At 37.5% G+C, this 16,992-nt stretch carries 14 protein-coding genes; 5 read left to right on the top strand and 9 right to left on the bottom strand.

Translation table 11 applies throughout. From position 1 onward, the window contains the following. Nucleotides 1–2 precede the first annotated feature (2 nt). The 4 genes from arsH to H5160_RS02480 form a co-directional block, all read right to left on the bottom strand. Nucleotides 3–719, bottom strand: a complete 717-nt coding sequence (arsH, locus tag H5160_RS02495) for an arsenical resistance protein ArsH (RefSeq protein WP_182724166.1) — start codon at nucleotides 717–719, stop codon at nucleotides 3–5. 184 nt (nucleotides 720–903) lie between these two features. Continuing rightward, nucleotides 904–3,633 (bottom strand): response regulator, encoded by a 2,730-nt coding sequence (locus H5160_RS02490; RefSeq protein ID WP_182724165.1) that lies wholly within the window; start codon nucleotides 3,631–3,633, stop codon nucleotides 904–906. A 262-nt stretch (nucleotides 3,634–3,895) separates the two neighbouring features. Further along, nucleotides 3,896–4,615 (bottom strand): single-stranded DNA-binding protein, encoded by a 720-nt coding sequence (gene ssb / locus H5160_RS02485; RefSeq protein WP_182720223.1) that lies wholly within the window; start codon nucleotides 4,613–4,615, stop codon nucleotides 3,896–3,898. A gap of 20 nt (nucleotides 4,616–4,635) precedes the next feature. Continuing rightward, on the bottom strand, nucleotides 4,636–6,003 hold the full coding sequence (locus H5160_RS02480) for an MFS transporter (protein ID WP_182720224.1): 1,368 nt from the start codon (nucleotides 6,001–6,003) through the stop codon (nucleotides 4,636–4,638). Between the two features lie 162 nt (nucleotides 6,004–6,165). On the opposite strand from H5160_RS02480, the gene uvrA reads away from it, so the two are divergent. Then, a complete protein-coding gene (gene uvrA, locus H5160_RS02475; protein ID WP_182736633.1) occupies nucleotides 6,166–8,991 on the top strand; it encodes an excinuclease ABC subunit UvrA in 2,826 nt (941 codons plus the stop codon). A gap of 274 nt (nucleotides 8,992–9,265) precedes the next feature. Here the strand turns inward: uvrA and H5160_RS02470 are convergent, their stop codons facing one another. Then, the gene (locus tag H5160_RS02470; protein ID WP_182736631.1) at nucleotides 9,266–11,407 is read right to left on the bottom strand and encodes a helix-turn-helix domain-containing protein; all 2,142 of its coding nucleotides are present in this window, start codon (nucleotides 11,405–11,407) and stop codon (nucleotides 9,266–9,268) included. A 282-nt stretch (nucleotides 11,408–11,689) separates the two neighbouring features. On the opposite strand from H5160_RS02470, the gene H5160_RS02465 reads away from it, so the two are divergent. Together H5160_RS02465 and H5160_RS02460 are read left to right on the top strand one after the other, a co-directional pair. Continuing rightward, nucleotides 11,690–12,055: a hypothetical protein gene (locus tag H5160_RS02465; protein WP_182736629.1), complete on the top strand. Its 366-nt coding sequence runs from the start codon at nucleotides 11,690–11,692 to the stop codon at nucleotides 12,053–12,055. A 36-nt stretch (nucleotides 12,056–12,091) separates the two neighbouring features. Continuing rightward, nucleotides 12,092–13,012, top strand: a complete 921-nt coding sequence (locus H5160_RS02460; protein ID WP_182736628.1) for a TraB/GumN family protein — start codon at nucleotides 12,092–12,094, stop codon at nucleotides 13,010–13,012. Nucleotides 13,013–13,126: 114 nt separating this feature from the next. Here the strand turns inward: H5160_RS02460 and trpS are convergent, their stop codons facing one another. The 3 genes from trpS to rpe are packed head-to-tail and all read right to left on the bottom strand — an operon-like array spanning nucleotide 13,127 to nucleotide 15,512. Then, on the bottom strand, nucleotides 13,127–14,131 hold the full coding sequence (trpS, locus tag H5160_RS02455) for a tryptophan--tRNA ligase (protein ID WP_182736626.1): 1,005 nt from the start codon (nucleotides 14,129–14,131) through the stop codon (nucleotides 13,127–13,129). Nucleotides 14,132–14,163: 32 nt separating this feature from the next. After that, entirely contained in the window at nucleotides 14,164–14,829 is a 666-nt protein-coding gene (locus H5160_RS02450; protein WP_024606487.1) for a phosphoglycolate phosphatase, read from the bottom strand. Beyond that, nucleotides 14,829–15,512, bottom strand: coding sequence for a ribulose-phosphate 3-epimerase (rpe, locus tag H5160_RS02445; RefSeq protein WP_002958386.1), 684 nt, complete (start codon nucleotides 15,510–15,512; stop codon nucleotides 14,829–14,831). Before rpe ends, H5160_RS02450 begins: the two co-directional genes overlap by 1 nt. 161 nt (nucleotides 15,513–15,673) lie before the next feature. On the opposite strand from rpe, the gene H5160_RS02440 reads away from it, so the two are divergent. Then, nucleotides 15,674–15,970 (top strand): hypothetical protein, encoded by a 297-nt coding sequence (locus H5160_RS02440; RefSeq protein ID WP_002958385.1) that lies wholly within the window; start codon nucleotides 15,674–15,676, stop codon nucleotides 15,968–15,970. A gap of 3 nt (nucleotides 15,971–15,973) precedes the next feature. Next, nucleotides 15,974–16,159, top strand: coding sequence for a DUF2970 domain-containing protein (locus H5160_RS02435; protein WP_002958384.1), 186 nt, complete (start codon nucleotides 15,974–15,976; stop codon nucleotides 16,157–16,159). Here the strand turns inward: H5160_RS02435 and H5160_RS02430 are convergent. Beyond that, nucleotides 16,116–16,973: a Dam family site-specific DNA-(adenine-N6)-methyltransferase gene (locus H5160_RS02430; RefSeq protein ID WP_002958383.1), complete on the bottom strand. Its 858-nt coding sequence runs from the start codon at nucleotides 16,971–16,973 to the stop codon at nucleotides 16,116–16,118. The genes H5160_RS02435 and H5160_RS02430 overlap by 44 nt on opposite strands. Nucleotides 16,974–16,992: the final 19 nt, after the last annotated feature.

Below are 16,992 nucleotides of genomic sequence, written 5' to 3'. Positions count from 1 at the left end.
TCCTAAATAGAGCTTTGATTAACGCGTTGGCTAAGTTCTTCTGCAGATTCCACACGTTCAGAATAACGATCTACAAAGTAATCTTTTTGATCTCGTAATAACAAAGTAAATTTTATCAACTCCTCCATAACATCAACAATCCGATTATAAAGTGGAGAGGGTTTCATGCGCCCATTTTCTTCAAATTCTAAATGAGCTTGTGGCACTGAGGACTGATTTGGTATTGTTACCATACGCATCCAACGCCCTAATACTCGTAGTTGATTCACTACATTAAATGATTGCGATCCACCACAAACTTGCAGCACTGCGAGTGTTTTACCTTGCGTTGGCCTTACACCACCTAAATTGAGTGGTATCCAATCAATTTGGTTTTTGAATATACTCGTCATTGACCCATGACGTTCTGGAGAGCACCATACTTGCCCTTCTGACCAAAGCATTAAATCTCGTAACTCTTGTACTTTAGGGTGTGATTCATCTTCACTATCGGTTTGAGGTAAACCTTCAGGATTAAAAATTTTAACCTCAGCACCAAAATACGTTAATAAACGTGCACTCTCCTCTATTACCAACTTACTATAAGAACGCGCTCTTAATGATCCATATAACAATAAAATTTTAGGTTTGTGCTCAGAAAAACTAACATTAAAATTTTTAGTATGTGGAACAACGCTGTGTATTTTATTTGTATTTGGTAACCCATTAACTTCTGACATTTATAACTCAACCTTTACCAAGTGAATATACGAAAAATCGAATATGTGGAATTTCACATGCAAACACGCGTGAGTCAAATTCTATTTTATAAATTTTTTTAAGTTATTAAAAAATCGGCTCAAGCCAATGGAAGGGATGGCGGAAGGTATTTGATAAAAATATTAAGTTACTTATATAGCGCAACTATTTATTTAAACAGCGAATTATAGTTTCACGTAGTTTTTGTGTTTTAATGGGTTTTGCAACATGAGCATTCATGCCAATAGATAAGTATCGTGTAATATCATCTTTCATAACATTAGCTGTTAAGGCAATTATTGGAATATTTGCGATAGTTTCATCACTATCATTACGAATAATTTGAGTCGCCTCAACACCGTCCATGATAGGCATATGAATATCCATTAAAATTATATCAAACGGCTCTAATTTTACTGTTTGGATGCACTCTAATCCATTATCAACTAAGTAAACCTGAGCGCCGCTATTTTCTAGTATGTTGGTAACTATGAGTCGATTGATTGAATTATCTTCCACAACTAATACTTTAATACCCGCCAGCGACTGTTCACTCACAGTATTTACTTTAGGCACTTCATTAAAAAAACCTAACACTCTACTGCTCACCTCCTTATACAAGACACTCGAATAAACAGGTTTTTGCAAAATTGTGTTTATATTTATTTTGTTAGCCACATCATTAAGTAAAACCTCATGATCCCTTGTAAGTACAATTATATTACTGCAAAGCTGGGGATTAATATTATAAATACGCGTTAAAAATGTTTCACTACTCATCGCTGGCATTATCCAATCGACAATAATGACTTTAAATTTTTCTTTATTCTGTTCAATAATATCAATAGCTTGCTTAGCAGACGAGCACGCAGTACATGCTAAACCCATAGCTGTAAACTGATTTTCAATTACTTTAAGGTCCTCTTCATTATCATCTATAATTAATACATCAAACGGATCAGTAAAGATTAGGTTAGGCGTATCATCAATCAACGCTTGGTTGTTCAATTTAACTTCCACCGAAGCTACAAACTCACTACCCACACCTTGAGTGCTGTGTACTGTTATATCACCACCCATCAATTGGCATAAACGCTTACTAATTGTTAAACCTAACCCTGTACCACCAAACTTCCTAGTTGTAGAACTATCTGCCTGAGTAAATGATTCAAATAAATTACTAAGATTATCCTCAGCGATGCCAATACCTGAGTCTTTAACTGTAAAATATAAGCAAACACTTTGCGGATCGTCTAATAACTTTCTTGACTCAATTAAAACCGATACAGTGCCGTGAGGGGTGAATTTAATTGCGTTAGAGCATAAATTTAACAGCACCTGATTTATTCGCACTACATCGCCGATTAAGTCCAGTTTAACTGCCTCATCAATGACAATATCAAATGTGACCCCTTTACTTTGGGCCAATTCATTGAAGGTTGCTTTGATATAATCAACAATCGAATTTACAGAAAAAGGAAATTCCTCAAGGTTAATGTTTCCAGACTCAATTTTTGAAAAGTCTAAAATATCGTTAATAACCACCAGGAGTTGATCTGAGGAGTATTTAATTTTATCTAAATAATACTCATACTCACCAGGTAAACCTTTTTCGAGCAAAATATTAGTCAAACCAATAATCCCACTCATAGGGGTTCTAATTTCATGACTCATATTTGCTAAAAACTCAGACTTAGCGGATGTCAGATGCTCTGCTTCTTCCTTGGCGTGCAAAAGCTCTTCAGTGCGCTCTTCAACGCGCGACTCTAATCTTTGCTTTTCTTCATCAAGCTCTTTTAAAAGTTGAATGCGGCGTTGGTTTAAAAACAAAACAAAAACTAAAAAACTGCTAAGAATAAAAATAATTACAGTAGCGCTGTAAATTAATATTTTATTTTTCTCAAAGTAAGTTGGCTCGTAATAAGAGATAATTGACTCTTCTGGCAAGCTCTGCGGAGCAATATTAAACTTACTTAATTGTCGCCAATCATATGAGTATGTACTAAGCCCTTCACCACTAATTTCATTTAACGCTTTATTTTCATTATAAAAAACTATTGAATCGGCAATACGTTTACCTATTTTTTCACCCGACAATACATACCCACCAACAACACCTGAACCTAATAGTACCTCCCAATAACTAAAAACGGGCGCTGAACTTGCTTCAGCTAATCGCTCTACTAGCTGATAAGGGCTAAGTGATTTATTATCGTAACGCCTAAAAATGGGGGTAAATAAAATAATTGAATCTGCTGGGGCATTTCTTACTTTGGTGAGTAATTCTGGTAATGGAAGATCAAACCACTTTTCTACACTTAAATACGAAAAATCACGGTTAATAACCGAAAATAGTCCTCGATGAAAGCTCATACCAATATCGTTTTTTGTATCTAAAATCACGATCAATTTTTTAGGCTTCATTAAATTAACAGCATTTGCTGTTGCTTGCGCATAATCTAATTTAGCTTGGATCACAGCTCCGCTGGTCTTTTTTGGTAGATTAAACTGGGCGCCTGGCTCTAAGTATATTCGTGGAGCATTTATAAAAAAATCATCTAATTGAGATAGTAACGTCGCTGCAGAAGGCGACTGAGTAACGATGATATCGATGTGCTTATTTTTATATTTTTGTTTGAGGTAGTCTTTCATTAACTGTTTTTGATTAACTTCATCAAAGCGATTTACATCCATATTTTCGACAAATAGTTCATAACTAAAAGAACGTTTTGTAAGCTCTGTACGCAGTCCAAGCTCAACACTTTTATACCAAGGCATATCTTGATTTGTTGAATTTATAAATAAAATATGAGTAACATTTGAAGGAGTTTGAGCGTGTGAACTAGGGCTCAAGAATTGAAAAACAAGAAATAAAAATAAGATATTAGTTTTCATGTTTCTCATTGTGTAATCAGAGGAAAGTAGTTTAATGGTAAGTGTTAACGATATATATATCAATTAAATACAAGATAAAATTTACTGTAATTTAACATTACCAACAATACTATTTCACTTTACAGCCTAATAAGGTCTTATATTGATAGTTTTTGGATTATCATCACAGCGCAATACGCATAAAAAACCCAGTACGAATACTGGGTTTAGAGTAAAAAGTGTAAAGAATCTAATTATCTTTACACTAATAACTTTATATCATTTAGAACGGGATATCGTCATCAAAATCAATGGTTGGTTCCATTGGGTTTGATGCACCACCTTGCGGAGCACTTTGTGGTTTAGGAGCGAAACCACCTTGCTGCTGCGGTGCACTATTTTGTTGTGGTGCAAAGCCGCCTTGCGGCTGGTATTGATTACTTTGCTGCTGTGGTGCTGGAGCCGGTTTTGGCTGCGCTGCAGGTGCTGCTTGCTGTTGTGGAGCATAACCACCTTGTTGCTGGTTATTTTGGCCTTGATTATTTTGACCGTAACCACCACTTTGTTGACCACCTTGCGGCTGATTACCTTGGTAACCACCACCTTGTTGGCCGCCTTGATTACCTTGGTAACCACCACTTTGTTGATCGCCACCACGTGCGCCTAACATTTGCATTTGACCAGTAAAGCCATCTACAACTATTTCTGTAGTGTACTTTTCTTGGCCTTGTTGATCGGTCCACTTACGTGTTTGAAGTTTACCTTCAACATAAATTTGTGAACCTTTACGACAATATTCACCAACAATTTCAGCTAACTTGCCAAAAAATACAACACGGTGCCACTCAGTTTTATCAACCATTTGGCCAGTGTTCTTATCTTTATAGCTATCCGAAGTTGCTAGGGTAATATTTGCTACACCGTTGCCGTTAGGCATATAACGAACTTCAGGATCTTGCCCTAAATTACCAACCAAAATTACTTTGTTCACACCGCGTGCCATGGAACCATCTCCTATAAATGTTAGATTAAACCAGCGACTTTACGCGCTTGGTCTAGGTCAAATTCTTTATCATTAATCTTTAAATAGCTGCGACTTTCATCGCGAACTACAGTTGCTTCTATTACACCTGGTAAAGCAACTAACTGAGAAGCAAGTACTTGAGCATGCTCTTCAGAATCTAATTTGGTCATTAAACTAATAACTTTACTTTTGGGTGGGACTTGCATTTTCCACGCAATAATAAGCCATATTAACCCAACAAGTGCCGCTGCCGCAAACACAGCTTGCGTCGTTGTAGTTTGTGCTACATAGCCACCTAACATACCGCCTAAAAAGGCCCCTAAAAACTGACTAGATGAGTAGCCACCCATTGCTGAACCTTTTTGGCTTGCAGGTGCTATTCGCGATACAAGCGCAGGCATAGTGGCTTCTAAAAAGTTAAACGCCACAAAATAAAGCAGCATACACACAGCAATGCCTACTACACTATTAACCCATACCGACATTGCTAACATACTAATAGTTAACAAGGCTACTGAGCCAATAAATGCTTGTTTTTCTTTCTCTTTTTTAATGGCCACAATCATTATTGGTACCATTAATAAAAATGCTAAAAATAGCACTGGAATATACAAATACCAGTGATGGTCAGCAACCAAACCATCTCTAATTAATTGACTCGGCAGTACCACAAAAATTGTGGTTAGCGTTAAATGCAATAACAATACACCTGCATTTAATCGTGCTAACTGAGGGTGTTTAATTAATTTTTTAATGTCGCTGAAGCTTGCTAATGTATCGCCTTTGGGCGCTTTATTTACCGCCTTTGGCACTAGCATGGTCACTATAAATATACCTAAGACTGCTAAAATAGCAGTCAACCAAAATACACCAGCAATACCCCACGAAGCGGCGACAATTGGCCCAAGTAACATAGCAAAGGCAAAGCTCATTCCTATGCTCATACCAATAACGGCCATTACTTTTGGTCGTTGCTCATCGCGGCTTAAATCTGAAGCAAACGCGAGTAGCGCACTGGCTATTGCGCCCATACCTTGTAAAGCACGGCCTACGGTAACCATTTGGATAGAGTCAGCTAATGCAGCAACTACAGAGCCAATAGCAAATACAACTAAGCCACCAACAATAACCTTTTTACGACCAATCTTATCGGATAATCGACCCATAGGTATTTGTAGTACAGCTTGCGTTAAACCATACGCACCAATGGCAAAACCAATCCAAATAGGCGAAAAACCTTCAAGCGATTGTCCATAAATAGCCAATACAGGCATCAGCATAAACAAGCCGAGCATTCTAAATGCAAATACACTCGCCAGTGATACAGCGGCGCGTTTTTCTCGTGAATTAAGTGAAGATGCGGTCATTATCTGCGTGATCTTACTCTATGAAAAATTGAGGTTGGGATTCTAACATAAGCTTGGCAATAATTAATCGCCTATAAGTAAGGATTTTTCATTGATCAAGGATTAATATTGCTTCGTATTATGCGATACTGAGTAAATAATTTTGGTAACAAACGAGATAGCATGGAAAACATTGAAGTCCGAGGCGCCCGAACGCACAATTTAAAAGACATCAGCCTAACCATCCCACGTGATAAATTAATAGTTATTACGGGTCTATCTGGTTCGGGGAAGTCATCACTTGCATTTGATACGCTTTATGCAGAAGGACAACGCCGATATGTTGAATCACTCTCTGCGTACGCAAGACAATTTTTATCGCTCATGGAAAAGCCTGATGTGGATCACATCGAAGGCCTCTCTCCTGCCATTTCTATTGAGCAAAAGTCAACGTCTCATAACCCGCGTTCAACCGTAGGTACTATTACCGAAATTTACGATTATTTACGACTTATGTTTGCCCGCGTCGGCGAACCACGATGTCCTACACATGATTTACCACTTGCTGCGCAAACCGTTAGCCAAATGGTAGATACTGTTTTGGCTCTACCTGAGGGCAGTAAATTAATGCTGCTTGCGCCAATAGTAAAAGAGCGTAAAGGTGAGCATGTTAAGTTATTAGAACAGCTATCTAGCCAAGGTTATATTCGCGCCCGTATAGACGGTGAAGTATGTGACTTGTCTGATCCACCAACACTTGAGCTTCATAAAAAACATACAATAGAAGTTGTTGTAGACAGATTTAAAGTAAAAGATGGCTTACAACAACGCTTAGCAGAATCGTTCGAAACTGCACTTGAAATGTCTAATGGTGTTGCACATGTAGCATACATGGACGATAGCAGCTCTGAAGAAATTCTATTTTCAGCAAATTTTGCCTGCCCTACTTGTGGCTATGCAATGACTGAACTTGAGCCGCGTTTGTTTTCGTTTAATAACCCAGCTGGTGCTTGTCAAACCTGTGATGGCTTAGGTATACGTCAATATTTTGATCCTAATCGCGTAGTGCATAACCCAGAGTTAAGCCTTGCTGGCGGTGCAATTAAAGGCTGGGATAAACGCAGCTTTTATTACTATCAAATGCTGCAAGCGGTTGCAGATCATTACAATTTTGATTTAGACGTGCCTTATCAAGATTTAGACAGCGACTCGAAAAAAATTATTTTAGATGGCTCTGGTAGCACTAAGATTGGGTTTAATTACCGTAACGACCGTGGCGATTTAATTACGCGTAACCATGAGTTTGAAGGCGTTTTAAACAACATGAATCGCCGCTACCGCGAGACCGAGTCAAACTCTGTACGCGAAGAACTTGCTAAATACCAAACAAGCCAAGCGTGTCCTAGCTGTCATGGCTCGCGCTTACGCGAAGAATCTCGAAATGTATTTATTGGACAAACCAACTTACCTGCAATCACATGCATGAGTATTGGTGAAGCCATGGAATTTTTTGAAGGTTTAGAGTTAACCGGACAAAAAGGCCAAATAGCTGAAAAAATATTAAAAGAAATTCGCGACCGCTTATCGTTTTTAATTAACGTTGGCCTAAATTATTTATCACTTGAACGTAGCGCCGATACATTATCAGGTGGTGAGGCTCAACGTATCCGCTTAGCCAGTCAAATTGGTGCCGGTCTTGTAGGTGTAATGTACGTACTAGATGAGCCATCTATTGGATTACATCAACGCGATAACGACCGTTTATTACAAACATTGGTCCATTTGCGCGACTTAGGTAACACCGTTATTGTGGTAGAGCACGATGAAGATGCTATTCGTGCTGCAGATCATATTATTGATATTGGCCCAGGTGCGGGTGTTCATGGTGGGCATATTATTGCTCAAGGTACGCGCGACGATATTTTAGCAAGCAAAGAGTCTGTTACGGGCCAATTTTTATCAGGCGTACGTAAAATAGAAATACCAAAAGAGCGTCACCCAACGAACGACAAATGGCTAGAGCTATTTGGCGCAACGGGTAATAACCTTAAAAATGTGGATTTAAAAATCCCATTTGGTTTAATGACCTGTGTGACAGGTGTATCGGGCTCAGGTAAATCAACGCTAATAAACGATACTTTATTTAAACTTGCTCATACAGAGCTAAATGGCGCAACCACTGCCGAAGCGGCACCGTATAAATCAATTAGCGGTTTAGATCATTTTGATAAAGTGATCGATATTGATCAAAGCCCAATTGGTCGTACTCCTCGTTCAAATCCGGCAACCTACACAGGTATATTTACCGGTATTCGTGAGTTATTTGCAGGTACACAAGAAGCGCGCTCACGTGGCTACAAAGTAGGTCGCTTTAGCTTTAACGTTAAAGGCGGACGCTGTGAAGCGTGCCAAGGTGACGGCTTAATTAAAGTTGAAATGCACTTTTTACCTGATGTGTATGTACCGTGTGATGTATGTAAGAGCAAACGCTATAACCGCGAAACGCTCGAAGTCCAATACAAAGGTAAAAACATACACCAAGTACTTGAGATGACTGTTGAAGACGCGCATGAGTATTTTGACAAAATACCGGCTATTGCCCGCAAGCTTAAAACCTTAATGGACGTTGGTTTATCGTATGTCCGCTTAGGTCAAGCCGCTACCACGCTTTCAGGTGGTGAGGCGCAACGTGTAAAACTAGCACGCGAGCTATCAAAGCGTGATACTGGTAAAACACTCTACATATTAGATGAACCAACAACAGGCTTACACTTTGCTGATATTGAACAGCTGCTTGTTGTACTTCATCGTCTGCGCGATCACGGCAATACAATTGTTGTTATTGAGCACAACCTCGATGTTATTAAAACAGCAGACTGGGTTATTGATTTAGGACCTGAAGGCGGTGCTGGCGGTGGTGAAATACTCATTGCAGGCACACCAGAAGAAGTAGCCGAATGTGAGCGTTCACATACAGGGCATTACTTAAAACCTCTATTAAATAAATAGAGGTTAAGTTGTGACAAATCAATCGGCATTAAAGTTATTTAACCGTCGAGATTACACCTAATTAAAAATGGCGAGAAGACTCACTTCTCGCTATTTTTTTGCTCTAACTTTTCATTTATCAACATAATACCAATCCGCAATAATACTTAATCATTTTGCGGGGCTAAACGTGTCGCTACCTGTGTTAAAAAATTCTCATTTAGACAAAATCGAAAATGCTATTAAAGAAAAACAACACACTGCTGCAAATTTAACCTTGAAAGATCAACAGACCCTAGTCATTCCAACTTATCTGTATTATTTGCATGTCTTTATATTTTGATTCTGTAAAGAAAATTTGATTGTTATCACTAATAAAAAATGCGATGGGTTTAAAATCCACGTGCACATCTTTTACTGTTTTATCTTCTAAATTAAGCCGAGCAACTCTTGAAATAGCATCAGAGTAGTAGAGGTAATTACCATTAATAGCAAAAAGTTGTGCTTGTCGCGCGTCTTTGGGTAATTCCCAACTCTGTTTATTTGATAGTTTAATTAACTGATTATTAGTAATTGCATAATTAGTACCGTCAGCGCCTGAAATTAATTTGTTGGCTTTAATATCCTCTAATATAGTTGTGTCTCGCGTTAATAAATTAAACTGAGCAAATAGGTTTTCTGAACCACTTCGCTCTAAATAAATTATACTTTCATTATCTTTAGACCATACATAGTTTAGTATTTTTCGCCCTTTAAACTCAGCTATGGTATAGAGTTTGTTCGACATAACGTCAAAAAATGCAATATCGCTATTAACTCTTAATAAAACACGATCTTGCTTACTCGATACTCTTAGCCCGCCAATAGCAAAGGTAGATTTCCCTTCATAAGTAAAGTTACTAAGTTGCTTTGTAAGTCCATTTTGAGATAACCACAACTGACTGCTGCCAGAGCGCTCGGATACAAAAATATGCGCTGGTCCTTTCTCATTAATGACTTCTACAATGTGGTAGTCGTCTTCATCACTTTTGTAGAGTGCTTCATACTCAGGAACATCGCTAAAAAGATTAGTCGCTTTAATTAACGAAAATGCTTGTGTTTTATTTGCTGAGTAAAAGAGGCTATTAGCAGATTGAACTGCAATATAATAAGGTGAAATTGCTGGGGTAACCGTTAGTGTGCGTTTAATAATATTATTTTCATCAAACACAATGGTTGAAAGGTCAGAGTCTTCAAAAACAATCACGCCTTTATCGTCTGCAAGCCAGTCAAACGCGAAGCTAATTACGCTTTTCTTTGCTTTAAATAACCGCTTAGTTTCATGGGTTTCAAAGTTGTAACTAAATACAGAAAAAGGCTTACCCTTTTGACTAAGTACATATGCTATTTTACTACCAGAATGAGATAAACGAGGCATGATTACGCCATACATGACGCCTGGTGGTGGGATCACTATGAATTCTTTTTTAAGTTCTAAATCATATTTATATAAACCTGAACCCTCATGCTCATTTTTATATTCGGTGTAATAAATATGCTTACCACTTTCGTCTACTTGCGCATAACCTGTGTATCTAAGGTCACACTTTTTAATTAAGGTAGCCTCTCCTATAACAGGAAATTGGCTTAAATCGATGAGTACCATTTCACACTTTTGCTGCTTTAAGTTTGTAGCTTGTATAAGCACTGCGTGCTGATTTAACTGCCACGATAAAATAGATACTTGAAAGCCAGGATAGGTAATTTCAACCTCCCTTTGATCAGATAGTCGCTTTACAAATGCATGCATTACGTCATTTTCAGGTTCAACATTTGTATAAGCTAAATATTGTTTATCTGAGGACATCTCAGGGTGAACCTCACTGCCTATATTCCACGTGCTTGCTACCTTATTAACCGTGATCTGTTTAATCTTTTCGCTAGAAGGTGCATTAATAAAAAACAACCCAAACCATACTAAAGAGCACAGGCAAATAATGACGAGTAAAGAATAGATCAAAAACTTTTTACTGTTCTTTTTTTGAACTGCTTGAGAAGTAGTTGCAGTAGCTATCTCTTCATTTTTGGCAGAAATACCCGTTGAGTCAGGAAAAATATTTGTAGACTCTTTAGAAACATTTGCTTGCGTTAAACGTTCAGGTATTACTGTTAGGCTATACCCTTTACGGTAATGCGTTTTTAAAAGCGGTGCTTTTTCAATTGGGTGGGCAAGCTGCTTTCTTAACTCTGAGATTGCACGGTTAATCGCATTATCATCAACAAAGCTCTGTTGCCACACACTCTCAATAAGCTCTTGGCGGGAAACAATTTGTTGAGGCTTGTCTATAAAGTGAAGTAATAGCTTTACTAAAAGTGGATCTAATTCCCTTTCTAAATGGTTTGAAGTAATCACACAGCGATTACTAATAAATTGCCAAGGTCCGATTTGATAATTCATAGTTTTTACGTATTTTTATTTTTATAAACCGTATCACATCTACACTTTCTTTTATAGAAAAAGCATTTTAAACCTTATATTAGCATTATAAGGTTTAAGGCTAACCCTCTAAATTAAAACAATTATTTAATTTAAAAACCTTATCTATTAATTGCTCATAACTAGATAAGCGACTCTCAATAAATTCAGCGATATTCTTTAAACCGTCATCAACAAGCAGCTTAGTAAAAAATCATTTGTGATTCTAAATTGGCTGCAATTAAAAATATAAAAGGTTTAATTATGAATAGCACAATGAAAAAAGTACTACCGGCTTTACTACTAGCAACTGCTTTTAATACAACTTCAGTTATTGCAGCTGACACTAAACAAGACACCGTTCAAAATAATTTTGAGAAATGCATGATTGGTGAAAGCATGAAGGCAATTAACCCTGCTAATCAAAAACTACAAAAAACAAACAAAATAGACGCCACTGAGTCTTTAAAAAGTAATGTTGATACACAAACGTTACTTTCTTCGATAGATGAAAAAATATCAGCTGAGCTTGACTCTTCAATGAACAAAATAAACTCGCAAATTGATAAAAACCTTTCAAAGGTAACATCCTCAATCACTGCATATTTCAGCACTGTGTTATCGAACTAAAAACAATAAAATTAAAAGTTACATAAAGGAATTATCATGAAAAAATTCACAAAAAAATTAGTATCTGCCAGCGTATTACTTAGCTGTTGTCTTTTAGCAAATACAGCACAGGCTCAAAGCTCTGTATGGCAAGTAAGCAATGGTAATGACTCACTATTTATTGGCGGTACAGTTCACATACTACCTAAAGCTGAAATGCCACTACCCGCTGAGTTTAACCATGCTTATGAACAAGCAGATACGATTATTTTAGAAGCACAGTTACCTGACCCAGCCGACACCAATGCACAAATGCAAATGTTAGGCGCACTATCGTATACAAATAACGAAACGTTAAGTCAAAAACTAGAACCCGAGATTAAGGCATCACTTGAAAATAAGCTTAACGAGTTTGGCGCTAACCTCGCTAAGTTAGATGGCTTTCGCCCTGCTATGGTTGGTATTGTTTTAATGTCGATGGAGCTTCAAAAGCAAAATTTAATGGGTGAAGGGGTTGATGCTTATTTTACTAAAAAAGCGACTGAAGATAACAAAACAAAAAATTACTTAGAAACAATCGAATTTCAGTTAGAGCTTTTTAAAAAAATGGGTCAAGGCAACGAAAACGACTTCATTAAACATAACTTAGCCGAGCTGCACAACTATGGCGATATGTTTAAAGGACTTTTAGCTGCCTGGCGCAAAGGTGATACAGACACACTGAATAAAGTGGCACTTGAAGATATGCAGAAAAATGATCCGAATAGTTATAAACAACTCATTACAGATAGAAATAATGATTGGTTACCAAAAGTAGAAGCCATGTTTAACAACGATAAAAATGAGTTTGTACTTGTTGGAGTTGCCCATCTTGCAGGACAAGATAGTTTACTTACCTTACTTGAAAATAAGGGCTATAAAGTTTCTCTAGTTGATATTGATAGCACGGCAGATATAACAGTAAGAGGGGCTGAATAATGGATAAAACAGACAAACTAGCTATATCGCTACTGTTTCTATTTGGGTCCATCATGTTGATATGTGCTATATAAAAAATGCCGCTAACAAGCGGCATTTTTTATTTTAATAAACTTACCCGCGAGGAATAAAACCAAGCGCATCGTATACCGATTTCAATGTTTTCTCAGCACGTACACTTGCTTTTTCAGCACCTGATTTCATTATGCCATCAAGTAGGTTTTGATCTCCTCTGATCTCTTTAAAGCGTGCTTGAATTGGCTCAATCATATTTACAACTGCATCTGCTGTATCTTTCTTTAAATGGCCATACATTTTATCTTCATACTCAGGAACTAGGTCTTCAATTGAGCGCTTAGTTGCAACACTCAATAAAGTAAGCAAGTTTGATACGCCAGGCTTTTCTGTGCGATCAAAATAAATACGTGCTTGTTCATCTGAATCAGTTACTGCTTTTTTAAGCTTTTTCACAATTTGCTTAGGCTCATCTAATAACATGATGTAACCATTTGGGTTTTCGTCAGACTTAGACATTTTTTTAAGTGGATCTTGCAAGCTCATTACGCGTGCACCAAACTCAGGGATGTACGGCTCTGGTAATTTAAATACGTCGCCATATAAATTATTAAAGCGTGTAGCTATATCGCGAGTCAGCTCTAAGTGTTGCTTTTGATCATCCCCTACTGGTACTTGATCAGCTTGGTATAATAAAATATCTGCAGCTTGCAATACTGGATATGAAAATAAGCCCACGTTTACGTTATTTGCGTGCTTAGATGACTTGTCTTTAAACTGAGTCATTCGATTAAGCTCACCCATTTGCGCGTAACAATTTAATACCCACGCTAATTGTGCATGCTCAGGTACTTGCGATTGTACAAATAACGCAGATTTTTCAGGGTCAATGCCACATGCCGCGTAAAGAGCAATACCATCTAACACTCGAGAGCGCAGTAATTCAGGCTCTTGGCGAACCGTAATAGCGTGTAAGTCTACTAACATAAAGAAACTTTCGTGGTCTTCCTGTAACTTTAGCCACTGGTTAATAGCGCCAACATAGTTGCCTATTGTCATACCACCGGTTGGCTGAATGCCGCTTAAAACTACTGGTTTACTCATGATTTTCCTTTATTTTGCTTAATGAATAATATTTAACGCTGCGTTAGAACAGGTATTATATCTAAGAAGTTATCGCATAGGTACTGCGGATTATAATCCTCAAGACTTTCACCTTGGTTATAGCCATAACTAAGTGCAATTACGTCTATATTAGCGGCTTTAGCTGCAAGTATATCGCTTTTAGAATCACCTATCATTATTGCTTTATTAGGCTCCGCATTTAGTTTTTTGCAGGCAAATAGCAATGGTTCTGGCGATGGTTTTTTTGCCATGTCGTCACCGCATACAACCACATCAAAATGACTCGTTAGTGCCAATTTTTCGAGTAGTTTCTCTGTAAAAATTCGAGACTTATTAGTGATTAATGCTTTAGGCATACCGCGAAGTGCTGCAAGCCCTGTTTCTACATGTTGGTACAAAACACTATACTCACCAACTTGCTGTTCATAATACTTATAGAACTGTAATATTGCTTTGCCACTAAGTGACTCATCTAAATTTTCACTCACTTGCATATCGCCACTCAAAGCGCGTTTTACAAGGACTTCAACCCCATTACCAATCCAACTTTCAACCAAGCGTTGACTAACAATAGGAAAAGCAAAATCGCTCAAGGTTAAATTAATAGCGATATACAAGTCGTAAACGCTATCAACCAAAGTACCATCTAAATCAAATAAGGCGACATCGTACTTCATTACTTAACACTTCCAAGCTGCTCACGCATTTGATCAATCACTACTTTGTAATCAGGTTGATTAAAAATAGCTGAGCCTGCAACAAACATATCAGCACCCGCTCGAGCCGCTGCTGCAATATTATCGACCTTAATACCACCATCAACCTCTAAGCGAATATCTCGGCCTGATTCAATAATACGCTGTTTTGCTTGGCGTAATTTTTCAAGCGTATGAGGGATAAAGCTTTGCCCGCCAAACCCAGGATTTACCGACATTAGTAAAATAGTATCTAGCTTATCAATAACATGGTCTAAATAACTTAGGCTTGTTGCTGGGTTAAACACTAAGCCTGCTTTACAGCCGTGATCTTTAATTAACTGTATTGTACGATCGACGTGCTCACTGGCTTCAGGATGAAAAGTAATAATAGAAGCACCAGCCTCAGCAAATAAAGGTATTATGCTATCTACAGGCTTAACCATTAAATGTACGTCGATAGGTGCTGTAATACCGTAATCTCTTAGTGCTTTACACACCATAGGACCAATTGTGAGATTAGGTACATAGTGATTATCCATTACATCAAAGTGAACCACATCAGCACCCGCTTCGAGAACTTTATCAACATCTTCGCCTAGCTTTGCAAAATCAGCAGACAAAATAGAAGGGGCTATTAAATATTTTTGCTCTGGGTTAAACATGATTAACTCCATCAATAAATAGTGTATTGCGTTAATGTAACTTAATTGAAGATGTTACCCAAGTAATATGGCGTAATAGCCCCCATTTTAGGTAACTTTAAGTTTGATATTTAACCAATATTTGCTATGATTAAAAAAGTAACAAATTATTGGATTTCATCATGCGTGCTTTTAAAATTGGGATATTAATTGCGTCGGCATTACTGCTTATCGGGGCGTTTAGCTTTGGTTCAAGCTCTGAGCAAGAATTAAGCTCAGTGAGTAATTGTCATAATACACAAGTGGTAAGTGCTCAAAACACTTTAACTGCGTGTATTAAAGCTGAAGAAGAGTCATCATGGTTTTCGTGGTTAACTGGCGATAGCCGTAGTGCTCAGTTTCATTACCTTGATTTACTGGAACTACTTACTAGTTCTGAAGATTCTAAAAACGCTCCTTCTTTAAAACCTTTATTTTAAATAATGCTACAATTTTTTAGCGCGTTGCAAAGTGTGCTAGCTGCATTTTTTGGTGTTCAGTCTGAAAATAAACGCCAAGTCGATTTTAAACAACACTCCCCTTTATCCATCATTTTAATTGCGATTGTACTATTTGTTGCTTTTGTTATCGCAATTTACGCAGTGGTTGCTTGGGTGCTAAATACATAGCCATCAACTCGTCAACTTTATTTCTAGAGCCACCTTTGGGGCTAATAGTGCGCTTTACTTGAATTTGTTCAAGCGATGCTTGGCTATAAATTTTACGCGTCCACACGGTATCGTGGTTTGAAATAAGCACAGGTGTGTTATTTTCAAATGCGGCTTGTTCTGCCAAATTAGCTAAGTTAGCCTGATCATCTAAATTAAAACCCCCTTTAGCGTATGACGTAAAAGAAGCGGTTTTACTTAATGGCACATAAGGTGGGTCGCAATAAATAACAGCATTGTTAGGCACTAACTTAAAAACGTCATCGTAATCTAAACAAGTGAACGTTGCTTTTTGTGCTTTTTCAGCAAAAAAATACATTTCTTTTTCAGGAAAGTAAGGCTTTTTATACTTACCAAAAGGCACATTAAAAATGCCTTTTAAATTATACCTACACAGTCCGTTGTAACCATGGCGGTTCATGTATAAAAACAAGATTGAACGTTCGTATACATCACGGCTTTGATTAAACTGCACACGATATTCGTAATACGCATCTGCGTGATTATTCAAATCAACAAATAGCTTTTTAGCGTCACTAATAAGCTCATCTGGAGAGCTTTTAAGCTCTTTATATAAGTTAATTAAGTCTGCATTGATATCGTTGAGAATATAGTGCTTAAAGTCACTATTTAAAAACACAGAGCCTGCACCAACAAAAGGTTCAACCAAAGTATCAGCATGCTTGCTAGCTTGGTTTAATCGCGCATTAATGTTTTCAACTAGGCTGTATTTTCCGCCGGCCCATTTAAGGAAGGCTCTACTTTTTTGCTGCATTGGCTCTTTACTTCAATCT

The sequence above is a fragment of the Pseudoalteromonas sp. SG43-4 genome (assembly GCF_014164325.1).
Taxonomy (GTDB): Bacteria; Pseudomonadota; Gammaproteobacteria; order Enterobacterales; family Alteromonadaceae; genus Pseudoalteromonas; species Pseudoalteromonas distincta.
The sequence above is the reverse complement of the archived record's forward strand: the minus strand, read 5'-3'. Positions and strand labels throughout refer to the sequence as shown.